Source organism: Streptomyces sp. NPDC096310 (genome assembly GCF_044763125.1).
Classification (GTDB): domain Bacteria; phylum Actinomycetota; class Actinomycetes; order Streptomycetales; family Streptomycetaceae; genus Streptomyces.
This window is the reverse complement of record NZ_JBIWFO010000002.1, coordinates 47548-63688: the sequence shown is the minus strand read 5'-3', so window position 1 is coordinate 63688 and position 16141 is coordinate 47548. Positions and strand designations below refer to the sequence as shown.

15 protein-coding genes are annotated in these 16141 nt (G+C 67.9%); 12 read left to right on the top strand and 3 right to left on the bottom strand.

Translation table 11 applies throughout. From position 1 onward, the window contains the following. Positions 1 to 11: 11 nt before the first annotated feature. Positions 12 to 446 carry an ATP-binding protein gene (locus ACIQ7D_RS05600; RefSeq protein WP_403933928.1) on the bottom strand — a complete coding sequence of 145 codons (435 nt, stop codon included), beginning with the start codon at positions 444 to 446 and terminating at the stop codon, positions 12 to 14. 79 nt (positions 447 to 525) lie between these two features. Between ACIQ7D_RS05600 and ACIQ7D_RS05595 the strand changes: the two genes are divergently transcribed. The 9 genes from ACIQ7D_RS05595 (at position 526) to ACIQ7D_RS05555 (ending at position 11373) form a co-directional block, all read left to right on the top strand. Continuing rightward, positions 526 to 1359, top strand: a complete 834-nt coding sequence (locus ACIQ7D_RS05595; protein ID WP_403933926.1) for a helix-turn-helix domain-containing protein — start codon at positions 526 to 528, stop codon at positions 1357 to 1359. Further along, positions 1356 to 1556 (top strand): DUF397 domain-containing protein, encoded by a 201-nt coding sequence (locus tag ACIQ7D_RS05590; protein WP_403933925.1) that lies wholly within the window; start codon positions 1356 to 1358, stop codon positions 1554 to 1556. Before ACIQ7D_RS05595 ends, ACIQ7D_RS05590 begins: the two co-directional genes overlap by 4 nt. A gap of 388 nt (positions 1557 to 1944) precedes the next feature. Beyond that, positions 1945 to 3084, top strand: a complete 1140-nt coding sequence (locus ACIQ7D_RS05585; RefSeq protein ID WP_403933923.1) for a hypothetical protein — start codon at positions 1945 to 1947, stop codon at positions 3082 to 3084. 261 nt (positions 3085 to 3345) lie between these two features. Further along, a complete protein-coding gene (locus tag ACIQ7D_RS05580) occupies positions 3346 to 5061 on the top strand; it encodes a DUF262 domain-containing protein (protein ID WP_403933921.1) in 1716 nt (571 codons plus the stop codon). Further along, positions 5048 to 6322 (top strand): type II toxin-antitoxin system HipA family toxin, encoded by a 1275-nt coding sequence (locus ACIQ7D_RS05575; protein ID WP_403933919.1) that lies wholly within the window; start codon positions 5048 to 5050, stop codon positions 6320 to 6322. Before ACIQ7D_RS05580 ends, ACIQ7D_RS05575 begins: the two co-directional genes overlap by 14 nt. Before the next feature lie 246 nt (positions 6323 to 6568). Next, entirely contained in the window at positions 6569 to 7840 is a 1272-nt protein-coding gene (locus ACIQ7D_RS05570) for an aspartate kinase (protein WP_403933917.1), read from the top strand. Positions 7841 to 7928: 88 nt separating this feature from the next. After that, positions 7929 to 8999, top strand: a complete 1071-nt coding sequence (locus ACIQ7D_RS05565) for an aspartate-semialdehyde dehydrogenase (protein ID WP_403933915.1) — start codon at positions 7929 to 7931, stop codon at positions 8997 to 8999. 449 nt (positions 9000 to 9448) lie between these two features. Further along, positions 9449 to 10024 (top strand): SigE family RNA polymerase sigma factor, encoded by a 576-nt coding sequence (locus ACIQ7D_RS05560; protein ID WP_399297154.1) that lies wholly within the window; start codon positions 9449 to 9451, stop codon positions 10022 to 10024. Next, on the top strand, positions 10021 to 11373 hold the full coding sequence (locus ACIQ7D_RS05555; protein ID WP_403933914.1) for a hypothetical protein: 1353 nt from the start codon (positions 10021 to 10023) through the stop codon (positions 11371 to 11373). The genes ACIQ7D_RS05560 and ACIQ7D_RS05555 overlap by 4 nt, the downstream gene beginning before the upstream one ends. A 78-nt stretch (positions 11374 to 11451) precedes the next feature. Here the strand turns inward: ACIQ7D_RS05555 and ACIQ7D_RS05550 are convergent, their stop codons facing one another. After that, positions 11452 to 12201, bottom strand: a complete 750-nt coding sequence (locus ACIQ7D_RS05550) for an SURF1 family protein (RefSeq protein WP_403933912.1) — start codon at positions 12199 to 12201, stop codon at positions 11452 to 11454. A gap of 116 nt (positions 12202 to 12317) precedes the next feature. Further along, positions 12318 to 14192 (bottom strand): S9 family peptidase, encoded by a 1875-nt coding sequence (locus ACIQ7D_RS05545; RefSeq protein WP_403933911.1) that lies wholly within the window; start codon positions 14190 to 14192, stop codon positions 12318 to 12320. A gap of 268 nt (positions 14193 to 14460) precedes the next feature. On the opposite strand from ACIQ7D_RS05545, the gene ACIQ7D_RS05540 reads away from it, so the two are divergent. From ACIQ7D_RS05540 to ACIQ7D_RS05530, 3 genes are all read left to right on the top strand, one after another. Then, on the top strand, positions 14461 to 15162 hold the full coding sequence (locus ACIQ7D_RS05540) for a hemerythrin domain-containing protein (protein WP_403933909.1): 702 nt from the start codon (positions 14461 to 14463) through the stop codon (positions 15160 to 15162). Positions 15163 to 15328: 166 nt separating this feature from the next. Next, complete coding sequence (locus ACIQ7D_RS05535; RefSeq protein ID WP_403933907.1) at positions 15329 to 15607, top strand: twin-arginine translocase TatA/TatE family subunit; 279 nt, start codon at positions 15329 to 15331, stop codon at positions 15605 to 15607. Positions 15608 to 15774: 167 nt separating this feature from the next. After that, entirely contained in the window at positions 15775 to 16134 is a 360-nt protein-coding gene (locus tag ACIQ7D_RS05530) for an ArsR/SmtB family transcription factor (protein ID WP_403933905.1), read from the top strand. Positions 16135 to 16141 lie beyond the last annotated feature (7 nt).

The following is a 16141-nucleotide window of genomic DNA, read 5'->3' as shown; positions in this document are numbered from 1 at the left end:
CGTGATCCGGGTCATCCCGGCGGCTTGAGGTCCAGCTCGAACCACACGAATTTGCCGAACGGTCGCTCACCGACGCCCCACCGCGACGCGATCGCCTCCACCAGCAGCAGACCGCGCCCGGACTGATCGTCGGCGGCGGGGTGCCGTACGCGCGGGCGGTGCCGGTCGGCGTCATGGCATTCGACGCGTACGCGCGCCTCGTCGGCGTCGATCTTCAGCAGGAACGCCCCGCCGGGGGGCACGCCGTGCCGCACCGCGTTGGTCGCGACCTCCGAGACGCAGACGAGCATGTCGTCCAGCGAACAGGCGCCCCGCGCGCACGCGTCGCGCAGCATCCCTCGGACGAAGGCACGCGCGGCGGGAACGGACGCGGCCGAGCGCGCGAACCGCATCAGGACGACCGACGCGGGCGGGGGCACCCGGACGGGGTCGATTGCATCGTTCATGGTCACAGAGTGATGTGGCGTGGTTACGCTCGGAAGGTACGGAGGGGATACACGAGCGCTGTATCAGGAGGCGTGAACGGTGCTGTTCCAGAACGCGGGGAGCGGAGCCCACGAACAGGCCCCCGTCGTGTGGCGGTACGTGGGTGATCAGATCAAGCGGTGGCGCCTGAGGGCCGGGCTGAGTCGCGAGGAACTGGCCGTCGTCGCCAACTACTCCCCGGACACGATCAAATCCATGGAGCAGGGCGCGCGGATGCCAACGCCGAAGCTGCTGGACGCGGCGGATGACCTGTTCCACGCGGAAGGGCTGCTGAGCGCGGGGAAGCAGTATCTGCGGAAGGACCGTTTTCCGTTGCGTGCGCAGGAGGCCATAGATGCGGAGGCAGAGGCGGTGAGCATCTGGTCGTACGAAGTGGCCCTGGTGCCGGGGCTGTTGCAGACGGCCCGCCATGCGAAGGCGATGTTCATGGGTAACTGCCCCGTGGTGTCCGAGGAGGTGGCGGAGGAGCGTCTGCGGGGACGTCTGGAGAGGCAGGCAATTCTCACCCGGACGCCACCGGTGGAATTCAGTTTCGTCGTGTACGAAGCGGTGCTGCGCTGCCCGATGGGTGGACGGGACGTGCACAGGGGCCAGTTGAAGCACCTTGTGGACGTAGCGCAGTTGCACAATGTCTCCTTGCAGGTACTGCCGTTCGAGCGGGTCGTGTCCTCGGCACTCAGCGGCCCGATTGTGGTGATGCGGAACGCCGCGCACGAGAGTTCGGGTTATACATCGGCTCAATCGCTCAGTGAGTTCATGCCCGTACCTGAGCAAGTCAGCAAGTTGGTGGAGCGCTATGGCAGGATCCGCATGGAGGCGCTCAGCGCCCAGGAATCGATGAACTTCATTACCCGGGTGGCGGATGAACTATGAAGAATGCCCGCAGCGACAGCGCCCTTTGCTGGCGCAGGTCCTCGTACAGCGACGAGGAAGGTGACCTGTGCGTCGAGGTGGCGACCTGCCCCTCCGCCGTCCACGTCCGTGACTCCAAACTCACCGGCAGCCCCGAACTCGCCGTTCTCCCCGCGGCCTGGGGCGCGTTCGTCGCGTATGCGAGCCGCCGCGGCTGAGCCCGGCCATGCCTGAGTCAGCCCAGCACCGCGGCGAAAGTTCATCACCGGTGGAGTTCGCCACGATCTCGGCGAGGCGGCCGAAGGGTCGTTCTCTCCATCGGGGTGCGGGGATGCGAGTCGGGGGATGGCGAGGGAATCGCCGCAGGTCGCCCCGGAGCTTGAGCCCCGGGTTCCGGGCCCCGGGCTTCGAGCCCTTTCCCTGGGGTTGGGCGGTTGAGGGAAACCCAACCTCCCTCCCCAACCCTCCACTGACGAGCGAATATGACTATCTGTGTTCGGGTTGCGCCGGAGAGTGTCGAGCGTTTAGGTTCACCACGTAAAGCGGCTCCGGCGGTGCGCCAACACCATTCCGGAGCCTGACCAGCGAATCGAATGAAGGTCGATCGTGGCTTACGCCAACTCTAGTGCTGCCCTGCCCGCGCCCGCGCACCCCTTCGCCAATCCCGGTTACGGCAAGCGCTCCGCGCCCGACCAACGCCCGCGCGGCGAAGCCGACTTCGCACATCTGCGCACGAGGGAAGCGGCGATTGCCGCATACATCGATCGTCTGCCCGAGGGTTCATCCATCGGCTACAAGGCGCTCGCCGCGAACGTCGCCGACTACGGCCAGCAGGCGTGCGGCAAGGCGCTGCGCTTCCTCTCGGAAGCCGGTCATCTGCGCCGGGTCAAGGAGCACTTGGCGCTGGAGGACAACAGCTTCCGCTGGGTGACGCACACGTACTTCTCCCGTACGGCCAGGGATGACGAGTGGTGGAAGGCGTACGTCGCCGGCCTGCGCGGGATCGACCTGACCGAGCTGGAGCGGCGGTTGCGGGACGTGGCGGGGGCCGATCGTGTGCCGGTGGTGTGCCAGGAGTCCCGTACGACGGAGGAATCGGTACGCGACGACAAGGAACCGGCCCCTGCCCCTGCTCCGGCTGCCCCTGGCCCGGCCCCTGCCGCCGCGCCCGCGTCCGTCGCGTACCGCACCCTCGCCCGCCTCGGCCGTACCGAGCCCCGTATGACGCTGTCCGCCGCCGACTGCTCCGCCCTCGAAGCGCTCGCCGCCGAGTGGCTGGCGCGCGGCGCCACGCCGGACCACATCACCCGATCCCTGACCGCCGGGTTGCCGCAGCCCCTGCACAGCCCGGTCGCGATCGCCCGTACCCGACTGGAGAGCAAGATGCCGCCTGAGCCGAGCAGCGGGAGCGCACCGGCCTACATCACCCGTGCGCTGATGACCTGCATCACCTGCGAGAACGACGAGTCGATGACGCTGCTGGTCGGGGGCGTCTGCGTCGAGTGCCGGGAGGAGATGACGGCGTACGACGCGGCCGAGGAGACCGGCCTGGTCATCGACGCGATCCCCGACACGTTCCGCGCGATCCCCGCTCAGGTGGATGTGGCCCGCCGCGCCGACGAACTGCGTGCGGCGGCCGGCCTGAAGGCCCGGCCGATTCCCGAGCCGGTCCACAGCGAACATGTCCGTGCCCAGGCCACGGTGCCCGGCAGCGGCGGCGGTACGCCGGCTCGGGCGGGCGCATGAACCTGCGGCGACGCACCACGACACGACACGACGGGTCACTTCATCACTGGAGAGTTTCGTATCGCCCTCCCTGATCGGACCGCTACCACCCGGGACAGAGAAGTCACAGGCCGAGTGCATTGTCCCTCTGGCGAGGTCCCTGGCGAGAACTTGTTCGAAGGTCTGCGTAGTCCGCAGTCTCCGGACTGCGCCATGAACCGACTGGCTCACGAGGGCTGCGACATGAGATTCTCGAACCATACGCATCGAAGGGGGCACCGAATGACTAAAGCAGGACTTGAAACCCAACCCAGCGGGGCCACATACGAGCTGGACGATCTCCTGCAAGAAGCATGGTCGGGTCAGATTCGAGTACCTCATTTCCAACGCGACTTCCGTTGGAACTCTCGTGATGTCACCCATCTGTTCGACAGTATTCTCCGCGGGTACCCCATCGGCAGCCTTCTTCTGTGGGTCCGTCATTCTCCGGCAGAATTGATCACTCTTGGATCGCTCGAAATCGAGGCCAAAGAGTCGGATAGGACGCTGTGGGTTGTCGACGGTCAGCAGCGCATTATCAGTCTGGCGAATTCTCTTCATCCGGAAGGAAACCGACACTCGCCCTTCAACGTCTACTACAATCTGGCCAAGGGGGAGTTCCTGGCCGCACCGAAAATCGTGGAGTCGCATCTCGTGCCGCTTCATGTTCTGTTCGACCTTGAGGCGTTGCTTGGTTGGTTCGCGGACGCCGGAAAGGGGGCTTCTGAGTATTTGGCGGAGGCGAGCAGGGTTTCCAAACGCTTGCGGCAGTACAAGATTCCTGCCTATCTGGTGAAGCAGGACGACGAAGCTGTACTCAGGGACATTTTCGACCGGGTGAACAACTTTGGGAAGCGACTGAGCAGAGCGGAGATTTTTTCAGCCCTCTTTCCCGGTGCCGACAGTGCGTCTGATGAGCGTCTTTCCATTAATAAAATTGCCCAACGAGTCGCATCGCGAACCGGATTTGGCACTCTGGACGAGGATACGGTGCTGCGTTCGATTCTCGCCCGTCGAGGTCCAGATATCACGCGTGAGTTCCACCATGAATTCGACGGTGTGCGCCGTAAGCATCCAGAATTTTCGGACGAAGGTCAAGAGGTCGCATTCAACGAGACCGAGGCCGCTCTTGTCCGCGCCATCGAATTCTTTCAGAATGCGGCCGGAGTTCCGCACCTCACATTGCTCTCGTACCGTGCGCTGATGATTGTATTCACGCGCTTCTTCGCTCACTTCCCGAACCCGGAAGCTCGTAATATTCAGCTCCTTCGTCGCTTGTATTGGAGGGTGTCGGTATCCGGCCCTGCAGTATTCAAGGGAAGCTTCACTCAAATGAGTAAGGCTTTGACGATGAAAATTCACCCCGGTGACGAGAACGGCTCGGTCAAGCGGCTCATGGCCTCCATGAGCGAAGCAATTCAGACCGTTCCTAACCCTGGTCGGTTCCGGACCAATGAGGCCACCGGGAAGATCGTACTGTGTTCCTGGTGGGCTCTTCGTCCGCGTTCCCCCATCACCGGTCTTCCCTACGACATCCAAGACCTTGCCGATATCCTTGCCGATGAGACGACAGCAGCCCTCGCTGTGCAACGAATTTTTCGGAGCGGAATTTCTTCCGGTCAGCAACTCATGGCAGCCAACCGGCTTTTCGTCCCGCGGGCCGACGAGCCTCTGGACGATATTCAAACTCTCCTTGTCCGACGCCCTCTGAAATTTAACGAAAATGAATGGAGTGCTGTATTGGCATCTCACTGCATGTCGTTCGAGAGTGTCGAATTCATTTCTTCCGGTGATAGAGATTCCTTTCTTTCTCTGCGGCAGAATCGCGTAACCGAGGAACTTGGGTCATTTTTGGCGCGCATGGCTGAATGGGAATACGAAGACACTCCCGCGCTGGATACTCTTGACCTGGATGACGAGTCAGGAGAAACGGGAGGTCTCTCGGATGGCATTGACTGAGACGTTTTATGCGGTTCTTCTTCATGGGTGGAGAATTGGTACGCTGTGCCACAAAGGCGACCATACTCGATTTCTTTTCAATGAGAGCTACCTCGATGATCCGCGTCGCTCTGTGCTCGGCCTCCGTTTCGAGGAAGCCCTTGCGCAGCCCTATGCTTCGGCTCTGCGGCTTCCGAAGTGGTTCTCCAACTTGTTGCCGGAGGGGCCGCTGCGAACCTGGATTGCCGAGGATCGGCACGTATCGACCGAGCGCGAGATGGAGCTTCTTGCACAGGTAGGACACGATTTGCCGGGCGCGGTTCAGGTGCTGCCCGCCGACGGTCCGGATGGGAACTGGGAGTGGTCGGGAAGTGTCGCCAGCATTCCCGAAGGCAGCGAAACCGGTGGTGTTCTTGCCTCTTCTCCATGGAGATTCTCCCTTGCCGGTGTCGCGTTGAAGTTTTCCATGCTGGCAAAAGGTGATCGGCTTACCGTGCCTGCCGCAGGAGAGCATGGCGACTGGCTGGTCAAGTTTCCTGACTATCGATTCCCGAATGTTCCGCACAATGAGTTCACCATGATGAACTTGGCGCGGGAGGTCGGGATCGACGTACCTGAAGTTCGCTTGATTCACCGAGATGAACTTCCAGGTATTCCTTCTCGGATGTGGCCCAACGTTGAAGAATGGGCATACGCCGTTCGCAGATTTGACAGAGTTCAAGACGGAAGGAGAAGTTCTGTTCATATCGAGGACTTCGCCCAGGTTCGCGATAAATACCCGCACGAGAAATACCAGGGCACCTTCGAGACGGTAGCGGCTATTTCCTATCGCGGTCAAGATGTGCCGGCTCTCCAAGAGTTCGCTCGGCGCCTTGCTTTCTTTGTTGTCATCGGAAACGGTGATGCGCATCTGAAAAACTGGTCCCTCATCTATCCCGATGCCCGGGTGCCGACCCTCTCGCCAGCATATGATCTCGTCTCCACCGCCCTGTACCGGGAACAGGGGGATGGTCCTGAAGATCTGGGGCTGAAATTCTCTGGGACGAGGAGCTTCGAGAGAATTGGCATCTCGTCCTTCACCTCCTTGGAATCCCGGCTTGACCGACGCTTCGGGCCCAGTGACGCGCACTTGGCGGACATCGCTGCTCGGACTGTCCGGAGCGTGGTGGAGAAATGGCCTGAGTGGCAAGGAGACCTCGCGGCGGCCCATCCTGTTCTGGCCGACAGCGTCACAGGGTGGATCACCGGCCACTCTGCCTCGCTCCTTGGTCGCGTCGCGTGAGGGTGGAGCGGCCCGCGCAGAACCGCGCATACGCGTGACGTGGGCCACGTTCTGCGTGCCTCGGCCGATCGCGGGCATGTTTCCTCATCGAGCGGCCGTGGACGCCCGGGGTGATCACGGAGTGAGCGGGACATCTCACGATGTGATATAGACGGGTCCTCCGGCGGCCGCTCGTTAAACTGAGCCGACAGCTGTGCTGTGCCGCGACGCGTGGCGCAGCAGCGATGGACTGAGCGAGGAGCGCACGTGGGCCTTGTCGTGCAGAAGTACGGAGGCTCCTCCGTAGCCGATGCCGAGGGCATCAAGCGGGTCGCCAAGAGGGTCGTCGACGCCAAGAAGAACGGCCACCAGGTGGTCGTCGTGGTGTCGGCGATGGGTGACACGACGGACGAGTTGATCGATCTCGCCGGGCAGGTGTCCCCGATCCCTGCCGGGCGTGAGTTCGACATGCTGCTGACCGCGGGAGAGCGGATCTCCATGGCCCTGCTGGCGATGGCGATCAAAAACCTGGGCCACGAGGCCCAGTCGTTCACCGGCAGCCAGGCAGGCGTCATCACCGACTCGGTCCACAACAAAGCGCGCATCATCGATGTCACGCCGGGCCGGATCCGGACCGCCGTCGACGAGGGCAACATCGCCATCGTCGCCGGTTTCCAGGGGGTGTCCCAGGACAAGAAGGACATCACGACCCTGGGGCGGGGCGGCTCGGACACCACGGCCGTCGCGCTCGCCGCGGCGCTGGACGCCGAGGTGTGTGAGATCTACACCGATGTGGACGGTGTCTTCACCGCCGACCCCCGGGTCGTCTCGAAGGCCCGGAAGATCGACTGGATCTCCTTCGAGGACATGCTGGAGCTGGCCAGCTCCGGGTCCAAGGTGCTGCTGCACCGCTGCGTCGAGTACGCGCGCCGATACAACATCCCGATCCATGTCCGCTCCTCCTTCTCGGGGCTTCAGGGCACATGGGTCAGCAACGAACCGCAAGGGGACCGCAAGGTGGAGCAGGCCATCATCTCCGGTGTCGCCCATGACACCTCCGAGGCTAAGATCACGGTCGTGGGCGTCCCCGACAGGCCCGGCGAGGCCGCGACGATCTTCCGCGTCATCGCGGACAACGAGATCAACCTCGACATGGTGGTGCAGAACGTCTCCGCCGCGTCGACCGGTCTGACCGACATCTCGTTCACGCTGCCCAAGACCGAGGGCCGCAAGGCCATCGACGCGCTGGAGAAGACGAAGGAGAAGATCGGCTTCGACTCGCTGCGCTACGACGACCAGATCGGCAAGGTCTCCCTCGTCGGCGCCGGGATGAAGACCAACCCGGGCGTCACCGCCGGGTTCTTCGAAGCCCTCTCCAACGTGGGTGTCAACATCGAGCTGATCTCGACATCCGAGATCCGGATCTCGGTGGTCATGCGGGAGGAGTCGGTCGTCGAGGCCGTTCGCGCCGTGCACACCGCCTTCGGACTCGACAGCGACTCCGACGAGGCTGTCGTCTACGGCGGCACCGGGCGATGACCCGGCCCGGCGGCCGGGTGCCGGGTGCCGTGTCCCGGGCTCACGGCGCCGCGTCCGGGAGCGCCGCCGCGCCGTGGGGCGCCGCGCGATGAACGGGCGGCCGACGCTCGCGGTCGTGGGTGCGACCGGGGCCGTCGGCGCCGTCATGCTCCAGATCCTGACGCAGCACGCCGACATCTGGGGCGACATCCGGCTGCTCGCCTCCCCTCGTACGAACGGCCGCAAGCTGTCCGTACGAGGCGAGGCGACCGAGGTCGTCCCGCTCTCCGAGGAGGCGCTGGACGGCGTCGACGTCGCGGTGTTCCTCGTACCGGACGAGGTGTCCGCACGGTGGGCACCCGTCGCCGCGGCCAAGGGCGCCGTCGTCGTGGACCACTCCGCCGCCTTCCGGATGGACCCGGACGTGCCCCTGGTCGTGCCCGAGGTGAACCCCCACGGCGTACGGACCCGGCCGCGCTCCATCATCGCCGGGCCCGGCTGCGCCACGCTCACGATGATCGTCGCCGTGGGCGCGCTGCACGCCGAGTTCGGCCTGCGCGAGCTGGTCGTCTCCTCGTACCAGGCGGTCAGTGCCACGGGGCGGGGCGGGGTGGACGCCCTGCGCGACCAGCTCTCCCTGGTCGCCGGTAAGGAACTGGGCACGCACCCCGGCGACGTGCGGCGCGCGGTCGGCGACGCCACCGGTCCGTTCCCCGCGCCGCTCGCCCTCAACGTCGTGCCGTGGGCCGGCTCCCCGGACCCCACCGGCGACGGGTGGTCCACGGAGGAGACGGCGATCCGGGACGAGACCCGCAAGATCCTGGACCTGCCCGCGCTGCGGGTCGCGGCGACCTGTGTCCACGTCCCCGTGATCACCGGCCACTCCCTCTCCGTGCACGCGCGCTTCGAGCAGGAGATCACCGTCGACCGGGCGCACGAGATCTTGGCGACCTCCCCCGGCGTGGTGCTCTTCGACAACCCGGGGGTGGGCGATTTCCCCACGCCCGCCGATGTGGTGGGGACGGATCCGACCTGGGTGGGACGCGTACGGCGCTCGCTGGACGACCCCAGGGCGCTGGAACTGTTCGTCTGCGGCGACAATCTGCGCAAGGGCGCCGCACTGAACACCGCGCAGATCGCCGAGGCCGTCGCCGCCGAGCTGGCGAAGCCACGGCGGTAGCCGCCGGGTAGCCGATCGGCGAACGCCTGGTAGTCGGCGCAAATCAGTACGCCGTGACGGTTCAAAAGTTTGTAGGATCTGTGAACGCCCCATGGGCAGGCTGACCGGCTATGCCTTGTGAACTGGGGCGTTGCCATGTCGGACGCTTCTCGTCCCACCCTTCCGCGAGTTTCCGCGCGAGCGTCGCGCGAGAACCGCAACCGCCGGATGGCTGGGAAGCGTCTCTGTGGTCGCCCCCGTGTGGTGCCGCGGAACTGGGGCATAGGGGGAGATCGGGTACGCATGAGGGTATTCAGTGCAGCGTCATATGGGGCGGCGTGCGCGTACAACCCTGACGGGGGGAAGCGTGTCCAACAGGCGTGGCAGCAGAGGTTCTCGACATCACAGCGGTTGTCCCGGTGCGCGGCGCGGCAGTGCGTCCGCTCCGACGGCCCCGTATGCCCGGCGGCATGCCGGTGATCGCCCCCATGCCGGCGGCGCGGCCCGCCCGTATCCCGTCCCAGCGCGAGGGCGCCGAGGAGGCGATGGCGGCGGGAACCACCGTCGACCATCTCACCGAGACCTACCGCGCCCACTACCGGTCGCTGCTCGGTCTCGCCGCTCTGCTGCTGGACGACACGGCCTCCTGCGAGGATGTCGTCCAGGAGGCGTTCATCCGGGTGCACTCCGCGCGCAACCGGGTCCGCGAGCCGGAGAAGACGCTCGCGTATCTGCGGCAGACGGTGGTGAACCTCTCCCGCTCCGCGCTGCGCCGCCGCATCCTCGGACTGAAGCTGCTCTCGAAGCCGATGCCCGACATGGCGAGCGCCGAGGAAGGGGCGTACGACCTGCTGGAGCGGGACGCGCTGATCAAGGCGATGCGCGGATTGCAGCGCAGACAGCGTGAAGTGCTCTCCCTGCGCTACTTCGCCGACATGACCGAGGCGCAGGTCGCCGAGACGCTGGGGATATCCCTGGGCTCGGTGAAGGCGTACGGCTCACGCGGGATCGCGGCGCTGCGGGTCGCCATGGAGGCGTCGGCATGAGCGCGGGGCGCAAGGACGGGCGGGAAGCGCCGGACGTGCCGTCGAACGACCTGACTGGGAACGGAACTGTGAACAACGGGCCGGAGAACGAGCTGAGCGGCCGCGCCGACGGAGAAGCCGCCGAGGTCAACGCGGCGGCGGAACAGGCCGAGGAGCCTGACGAGTCGGAGGTCTCCGAGGCGTCGGAGGTCTCGGAGGCGTCGGAGGGGTCCGACGAGCCCGATGCCGCGCGTAGTGACGCGGGTGGTGCGGGTGACACGGGCGACCTGTCGGCGGATCTGTCCGCGGACAGAGGTACGGACCTGTCCACCGACCTGGGCGGGGCCCTGGACGGTGACGAGTTGGCGCTGCGCCGGCTCATGCACGGTGCCGTGGGTGACCTCAGGCCCTCCGACGGCGCGCTGGACCATCTGCGCAAGGCGGTCCCCACCCGGCGGGCCCGGAAGCGGCAGGCGGTGGTGGGAATGGCCGCCGCCGCGCTGCTCTTCGGGACGGCCGTCCCCGCCTTCGTGCACGTCACGAACACCAGTACGGCCTCGGACGAACACCCCGTCGCCGCCGGGCACGGCGAGAAGTCGCAGGGCGGCGCGGACGCGGGCCCGCCCGACAGCGACCGGAAGAAGAACCCGGACGGCCCCTCGGACAAGGTCTCCGCCGACGAGGACGAGCCCGACAAGAAGGAGAAGCCCGATCCGGACGCGTCGGACGCGGTAGGCGGCGGCAAGGGCGGCACGGCCGAGGACTCCGGCGGCTCCAGCAGCGTCGCCTCCTCGCAGATCTGTACGGCGGGCCAGCTCCGGCAGGCCACCGCCGAGGTGGGCGCCGCCGACGCCACGGGCAAGGTCTACGGCACGTTCCGCCTCGCCAACGTCTCCGCCTCCGGATGTACGGTCAGCGGCCGCGGTTCGATCGGTTTCGGCACCATCGGCGCGGCCGACAGCTCCAGGATCAGCACGTCGACGCACTTCGCGGGCGACGCGGCGACCGGGCTGCCGGACCCCTCGCAGGAGGTGTCGTCGCTGACGCTGCCGCCGAACGGCACGTACCAGGTGAAGTTCGCCTGGGTGCCGTCGGACACCTGTCCCACCTCGGGCGGCCCCTCGCCCGACCCCTCGCCCACGGACGACGGCTCGGCGGGCACGACCGCCGGCTCGACGGCCGGCACCGGTGAGACCGGCCCGGGCGAGGGCAGTACCGGCTCGGAGCCTCAGCTCCTCAACGACGGGACCACCGAGGACGGCAGCGTCTCCGTCTCCTACACCGCGGCGGCGGGCACGACCGTCCAGGCGACGGTCCCCAACGCCTGCGCGGGGACGGTCTACTGGACCGGCCTCCTCAGCGGCTTCTAGACAGGAACCGGAACCGAACCGGAAGCGGGCCCCGCACTCGTACCGCTCCGGCCCTCCGGCCCGGCCGCGTCCGGGCCGTCAGGCCGCGGTGCCCAGCCCCAGCGCCTCGTCCCTGGCGGTCTCCACCTCGCGGCGGGCCAGCCGGAACCACATGAAGACCACGAACCCGGCGAACACGAACCACTCGCCGGTGTACCCGAGGTTCTGGAACGCCTTCAGGTCGAGCCCGGTGTTCTGCGGCGCGGCGGCGGGTACGGGCAGCAGCCCGTCCGACGCCTGGCCCACGGTGACCCAGGCGTCATACACCTCGTACGGTACGACGTTGACCAGCGAGGCCGCGCTGATCATGCCGAGCTGCCCCGGCGGCAGTCCGCCCGAGCGCACCCCGTCGGACCCGACCGCCTCGGACGCCTGGAGCGACCCGGTCACCGTCACCTCGCCCGTCGGCGGCGCGGGCGTCTTCTCGCCACCGGCCAGCCAGCCGCGGACGACGGGCAGCGCCTTGCCGTCGTCGGTGCGGAGCATGGTCAGGATGTACGAACCGGTCCTGCCGTCCAGCTTCCGGTCCGGCACCACGAACTGGTCCGCGTACCGTCCGGTCGCCGTGACATGGCGCCCCGAGGTCTCCTGGTCGACCGGGAGCAGGGAGGCCGCCGCCACGGCGGGCCGCTTCGCGGGATCGGGCTTGGCCTCGGCCGCCCGATGCGTGTCCACCCGGTCCTCGAAGCGCCCGAGCTGCCACATTCCCATGAAGATACAAAAGGGGATCGCCAGTACGACGAAGACGTTGATCCCCCACCATCGCGGAGTCACCAGGAACCGGTACACCCCTCCACGGTACGGAACGCCGCCCCGCCCCCGTGGCCCGGGGCCCGCTTACCCCGGCGCCGCCGCCCGGCCCACCCCGGCGCCGCCGCTCCGGTCCGTCCGCGCGCCCGTCCGGTCTATCCGAGGCCCAGGTGCCTCCTCGCGAAGTCCAGCTCAAGCCGCACCTGCTTGATCCGCTCCTCCACCACCAGCGAACCGTGTCCCGCGTCGTACCGGTACACCTCGTGGACCGCGTCGCGCGCTGCCAGCCGGTCCACGTAGTTCTCCACCTGACGGATCGGGCAGCGCGGATCGTTCACCCCCGCCGAGATGTAGACCGGGGCGCGGACCGCGTCGACGTATGTCAGCGGGGACGACGCCTCGAACCGCTCCGGCACCTCCTCCGGCGTACCGCCCAGCAGGGTGCGGTCCATCGCTTTCAGGGCCTCCATCTCGTCGTGATACGCCGTCACGTAATCCGCGACCGGTACGGCCGCGAGACCCACGGCCCAGACGTCCGGCTGGGTGCCGAGGCCGAGCAGGGTCAGATAGCCGCCCCACGAGCCGCCCGCCAGGACCAGCCGCGCCGGGTCGGCCAGACCCGAGGCGACCGCCCACGCGCGGACCGCCGCGATGTCCTCCAGCTCGATCAGCCCGACCCGGTGCTTGAGCGCGTCCGTCCACTCCCGTCCGTACCCCGTCGAGCCGCGGTAGTTGACCCGGACGACCGCGAAGCCGTGGTCGACCCAGGCAGCGGGGCCCGCGGCGAACGCGTCGCTGTCGTGCCACGTCGGGCCGCCGTGGATCTCGAAGACCGTCGGGAAAGGGCCCTCGCCCGCCGGCCGCTGCACCAGCGCGTGGACCCGGCCGCCCGGGCCCTCGACCCACGCGTCCTCCACCGGCACCGAGACGGGGGCCGTCATACCGGGCGGGTCGAGCACCACCCCGCCCGACGTGGAGCGCACCTGCGGCGGCCTGGCCGCCGACGACCACAGATACTCCACACTGCCGTCCGGGCGCGCCGTCGCCCCCGAGACCGTGCCGGGCGGAGTCTCCACCTGGATCAGCGCGCTCCTGGCGAAGTCGTAACGCCACAGCTCGTCGCGCGCCTCGAAGCTGTGCGCGATGAGCAGCCCCGAGCCGTCCGGATACCACTCGGCGTGGACATCGCCGGGCAGCTCGATCGCGAGATCGGTCTCCTCGCCCGTCAGCGGATCCCAGACGATCGGCTCCCAGCGGCTCCGCCGCTGATGGCCGATGAGCAGCCGGCTGTCCCCGGCCACCGGGGCGAAGCCCAGCACGTCGAGCCCCAGCTCACGCGTACCGCCCTCGGTGTCGTCCAGCTCGGCCACCACCGAGCCGTCCAGCCGCAGCACCCGCACCGCCGAGTGCATCGCGTCCCCGTGCTCGGTGTGCTCGATCGCGAGCAGCGTGCCGTCGTGCGACAGATCCCCGACCCCGGCCGACTCCCGGTGGCGGTAGATCTCCACCGGCTCCTCACCCGGCCGTACGACATGGACCGTCGAGCCGTCCTCGTCGGTCGACCGCCCGACGACCGCCGTGCCGTCCCGCCCCAACGCCAGACCGGCGGGATAGGAGGGGGCGAGCCCCGCCGCCGGCTCGTCCGGCCCCGGCCCGCTCTCCGCCGCCCCGGCGCCGGTCTCCCCCGCGCCGGAGAAGGGCTGACGCATCCAGACCCCGAACTCGTCCCCGTCCGTGTCCGAGAACCACCAGATCCACTCGCCGTCGAGCGAGAGCACGCCGTCCGTCGTCCCGTTCGGCCGGTCCGTCACCTGACGCTGCGCGCCCGTCGCGCGATCCCACGCGTACAGCTCATACGTCCCTGTCGCGTTGGACACGAACAGCGCCCGCTCCGGCGCGTCCTCCGCCCAGTCGGGCAGGGAGACGCGAGGGGCCCGGAAGCGCCGCTCCCACTCCGGCATGGAGTCCCGCGCCGGGTCCTGCCCGGAGTCCCGCGTCGAGTCCGGCTTCGAACCGTTGATCTCAGTCATGACCCCATTCTGCGCCGGGTCGCTGACATCGCGTCGAGATCCCCCTCAGCCTGTGGATAACTTCGCGATGCCGCGCGAGGCGAGGGGGATATGCGCTGAGCGGGACAGGAGGTATGAAGCGGGACAGGAGGTATGAGCGGGATGGGAGGTATGAGGGGATAGGAGGTGTGAGGGGCCTGTGTGACGGGCATCTCTTCAGGGAGAGGTGCTCTCGTCCCGGAGCGCCTCAGCGGGCATGCCCGCGGTGAAGAAGGGGGACGGACGGACGATGGCTGTTTCACCCGCGCTCCGTGCGGAACGCACCCGTATCCACGACGAACTCCTCGCCGAACACACCCTCATGCGCCGGGGCGCGGCGCTGGTCACCGCGTCCTTCTCGGCGCTCGCCGACGGCCGGCCCGTCGACGTACGGACGCTGGTCGGCACGGCCCGGTGGCTGATCGAGTTCGTCCGAGGGCAGCGCGCGAGCGAGTCCGACCTGCTCTGGCCGGTGCTCCGCGAGCTCTTTCCCGGGCCCGTCGCCGAGCTGGAGGCCGTGGCCACCGAGCGCGAGGCGCTCGAAGCCGAGCTGCACACCCTCAGCCGCACGGTCGACGCGATCGCCGCCCGCGAGATGACCGGCGGGCGCGGCGAGGTCCTGGTGGTCGTCGGCGAGGCCGCGATGACGGGGCTGCCTTCCGCGATCCGCGTCCAGTCGATCCTGAACAGGAACCTCGACGAGGAGGAGCCGCTCCTGCTGGAGCTGTTCCCGCGGGTGCCCGACTGCGAGATCCCCCGGGTGCGGACCGCGATCGTCCACGGAGGCCCGCGCACGGGGCCGCATCTCGTGTTCGGCCTGCTGGAGGACCCCGACCGGGTCCCGGGGCACACGGCGCTGCTGGGTAATTTCCCGCCGTCGGTGCGCTGGCTGCGCCGGGTGTTCCTGGCGCGGTACCGCGCCACCAAGCGGGCGCTCGGGGTGCCTCTGTGACCACCTGCACAGGCGGGGCCACTGACGTCCTGACAGTGGTCCGTGCAAGGGTGGCCCTGGCCTTGTTGCGTGTGCGGTCGATGCGGGATACTTCTACAGCGCTGTAGATGTTGCGGCGACACGGCGGCAGGACGGCCGCGGACGTTCCCGGGAGAGAGCAGACCTGATGTTCGGCTTGAGCGAACTGGCCGTGATCCTCATCATCATCGCCGTGGTGGTCGGGGTGAAGAAACTTCCCGAGCTGACCCGGTCCGCGGGCAAGGCCGCCCGCATCCTCAAGAGCGAGACGAAAGCGCTCAAGGAGGAGGGCAAGGCGGACAGCGCCGCCGCGGGCGGCGCACAGCAGGACGAGTCACCGGGCGGCGCCCAGGACGGCTCGCAGGGTGGGCGCCGTATCGTCACCGGCACCATCGTCGAGCCGAACGAACCCCCGAAGCGCCCCTGACGGCCGGCCGCTCCCGTACCGGCCGGGAGCCTCCTGTCGCCTGAGACCCCTCCGTAGGGACAGCCCCTAGACTGAGCCGTTGGGTTCGGGCAGGGGATTCGGACTTCGGACGGGGGCTCGGGCACGGATACGCGGGTGGACGGCCCGCGTGGGACAGGAGAGCGATCGTGACGGCAGGTGGCGACGGCTTCGGGGATCCCTCCGCCGAGGTGCTGGCGGACGCCGCCGCCGCGTTCGGGCTGCTGGCGTCGTCCGCGCGGTTGCACATCGTCTGGGTGCTGGCGCAGGGCGAGAGCGATGTGACGGGGCTCGCGGAGCGGGTCGGCGGCGCGCTGCCCGCCGTGAGCCAGCACCTCACCAAGCTGAAGCTGGCCGGTCTCGTACGGTCGCGCAGGGAGGGCCGGCGGCAGGTCTACTTCGTCGACGACCCCGGTGTCGTGACCGTCGTACGGCTGATGGTCGGCCAGCTCACCGACCGCGCGGCGCTCGCGCCGGGGCCGCGGCGTATCAGCGACGTCGGCGCCTGAGACCGCC

Coding starts and splice junctions, on each gene's coding strand:
- ACIQ7D_RS05600 (WP_403933928.1), bottom strand. CDS start 446: ATGAACGATGCAATCGACCCCGTCCGGGTGCCCCCGCCCGCGTCGGTC.
- ACIQ7D_RS05590 (WP_403933925.1), top strand. CDS start 1,356: ATGAAGAATGCCCGCAGCGACAGCGCCCTTTGCTGGCGCAGGTCCTCG.
- ACIQ7D_RS05580 (WP_403933921.1), top strand. CDS start 3,346: ATGACTAAAGCAGGACTTGAAACCCAACCCAGCGGGGCCACATACGAG.
- ACIQ7D_RS05575 (WP_403933919.1), top strand. CDS start 5,048: ATGGCATTGACTGAGACGTTTTATGCGGTTCTTCTTCATGGGTGGAGA.
- ACIQ7D_RS05565 (WP_403933915.1), top strand. CDS start 7,929: ATGAACGGGCGGCCGACGCTCGCGGTCGTGGGTGCGACCGGGGCCGTC.
- ACIQ7D_RS05560 (WP_399297154.1), top strand. CDS start 9,449: ATGCCGGTGATCGCCCCCATGCCGGCGGCGCGGCCCGCCCGTATCCCG.
- ACIQ7D_RS05555 (WP_403933914.1), top strand. CDS start 10,021: ATGAGCGCGGGGCGCAAGGACGGGCGGGAAGCGCCGGACGTGCCGTCG.
- ACIQ7D_RS05545 (WP_403933911.1), bottom strand. CDS start 14,192: ATGACTGAGATCAACGGTTCGAAGCCGGACTCGACGCGGGACTCCGGG.
- ACIQ7D_RS05540 (WP_403933909.1), top strand. CDS start 14,461: ATGGCTGTTTCACCCGCGCTCCGTGCGGAACGCACCCGTATCCACGAC.
- ACIQ7D_RS05535 (WP_403933907.1), top strand. CDS start 15,329: ATGTTCGGCTTGAGCGAACTGGCCGTGATCCTCATCATCATCGCCGTG.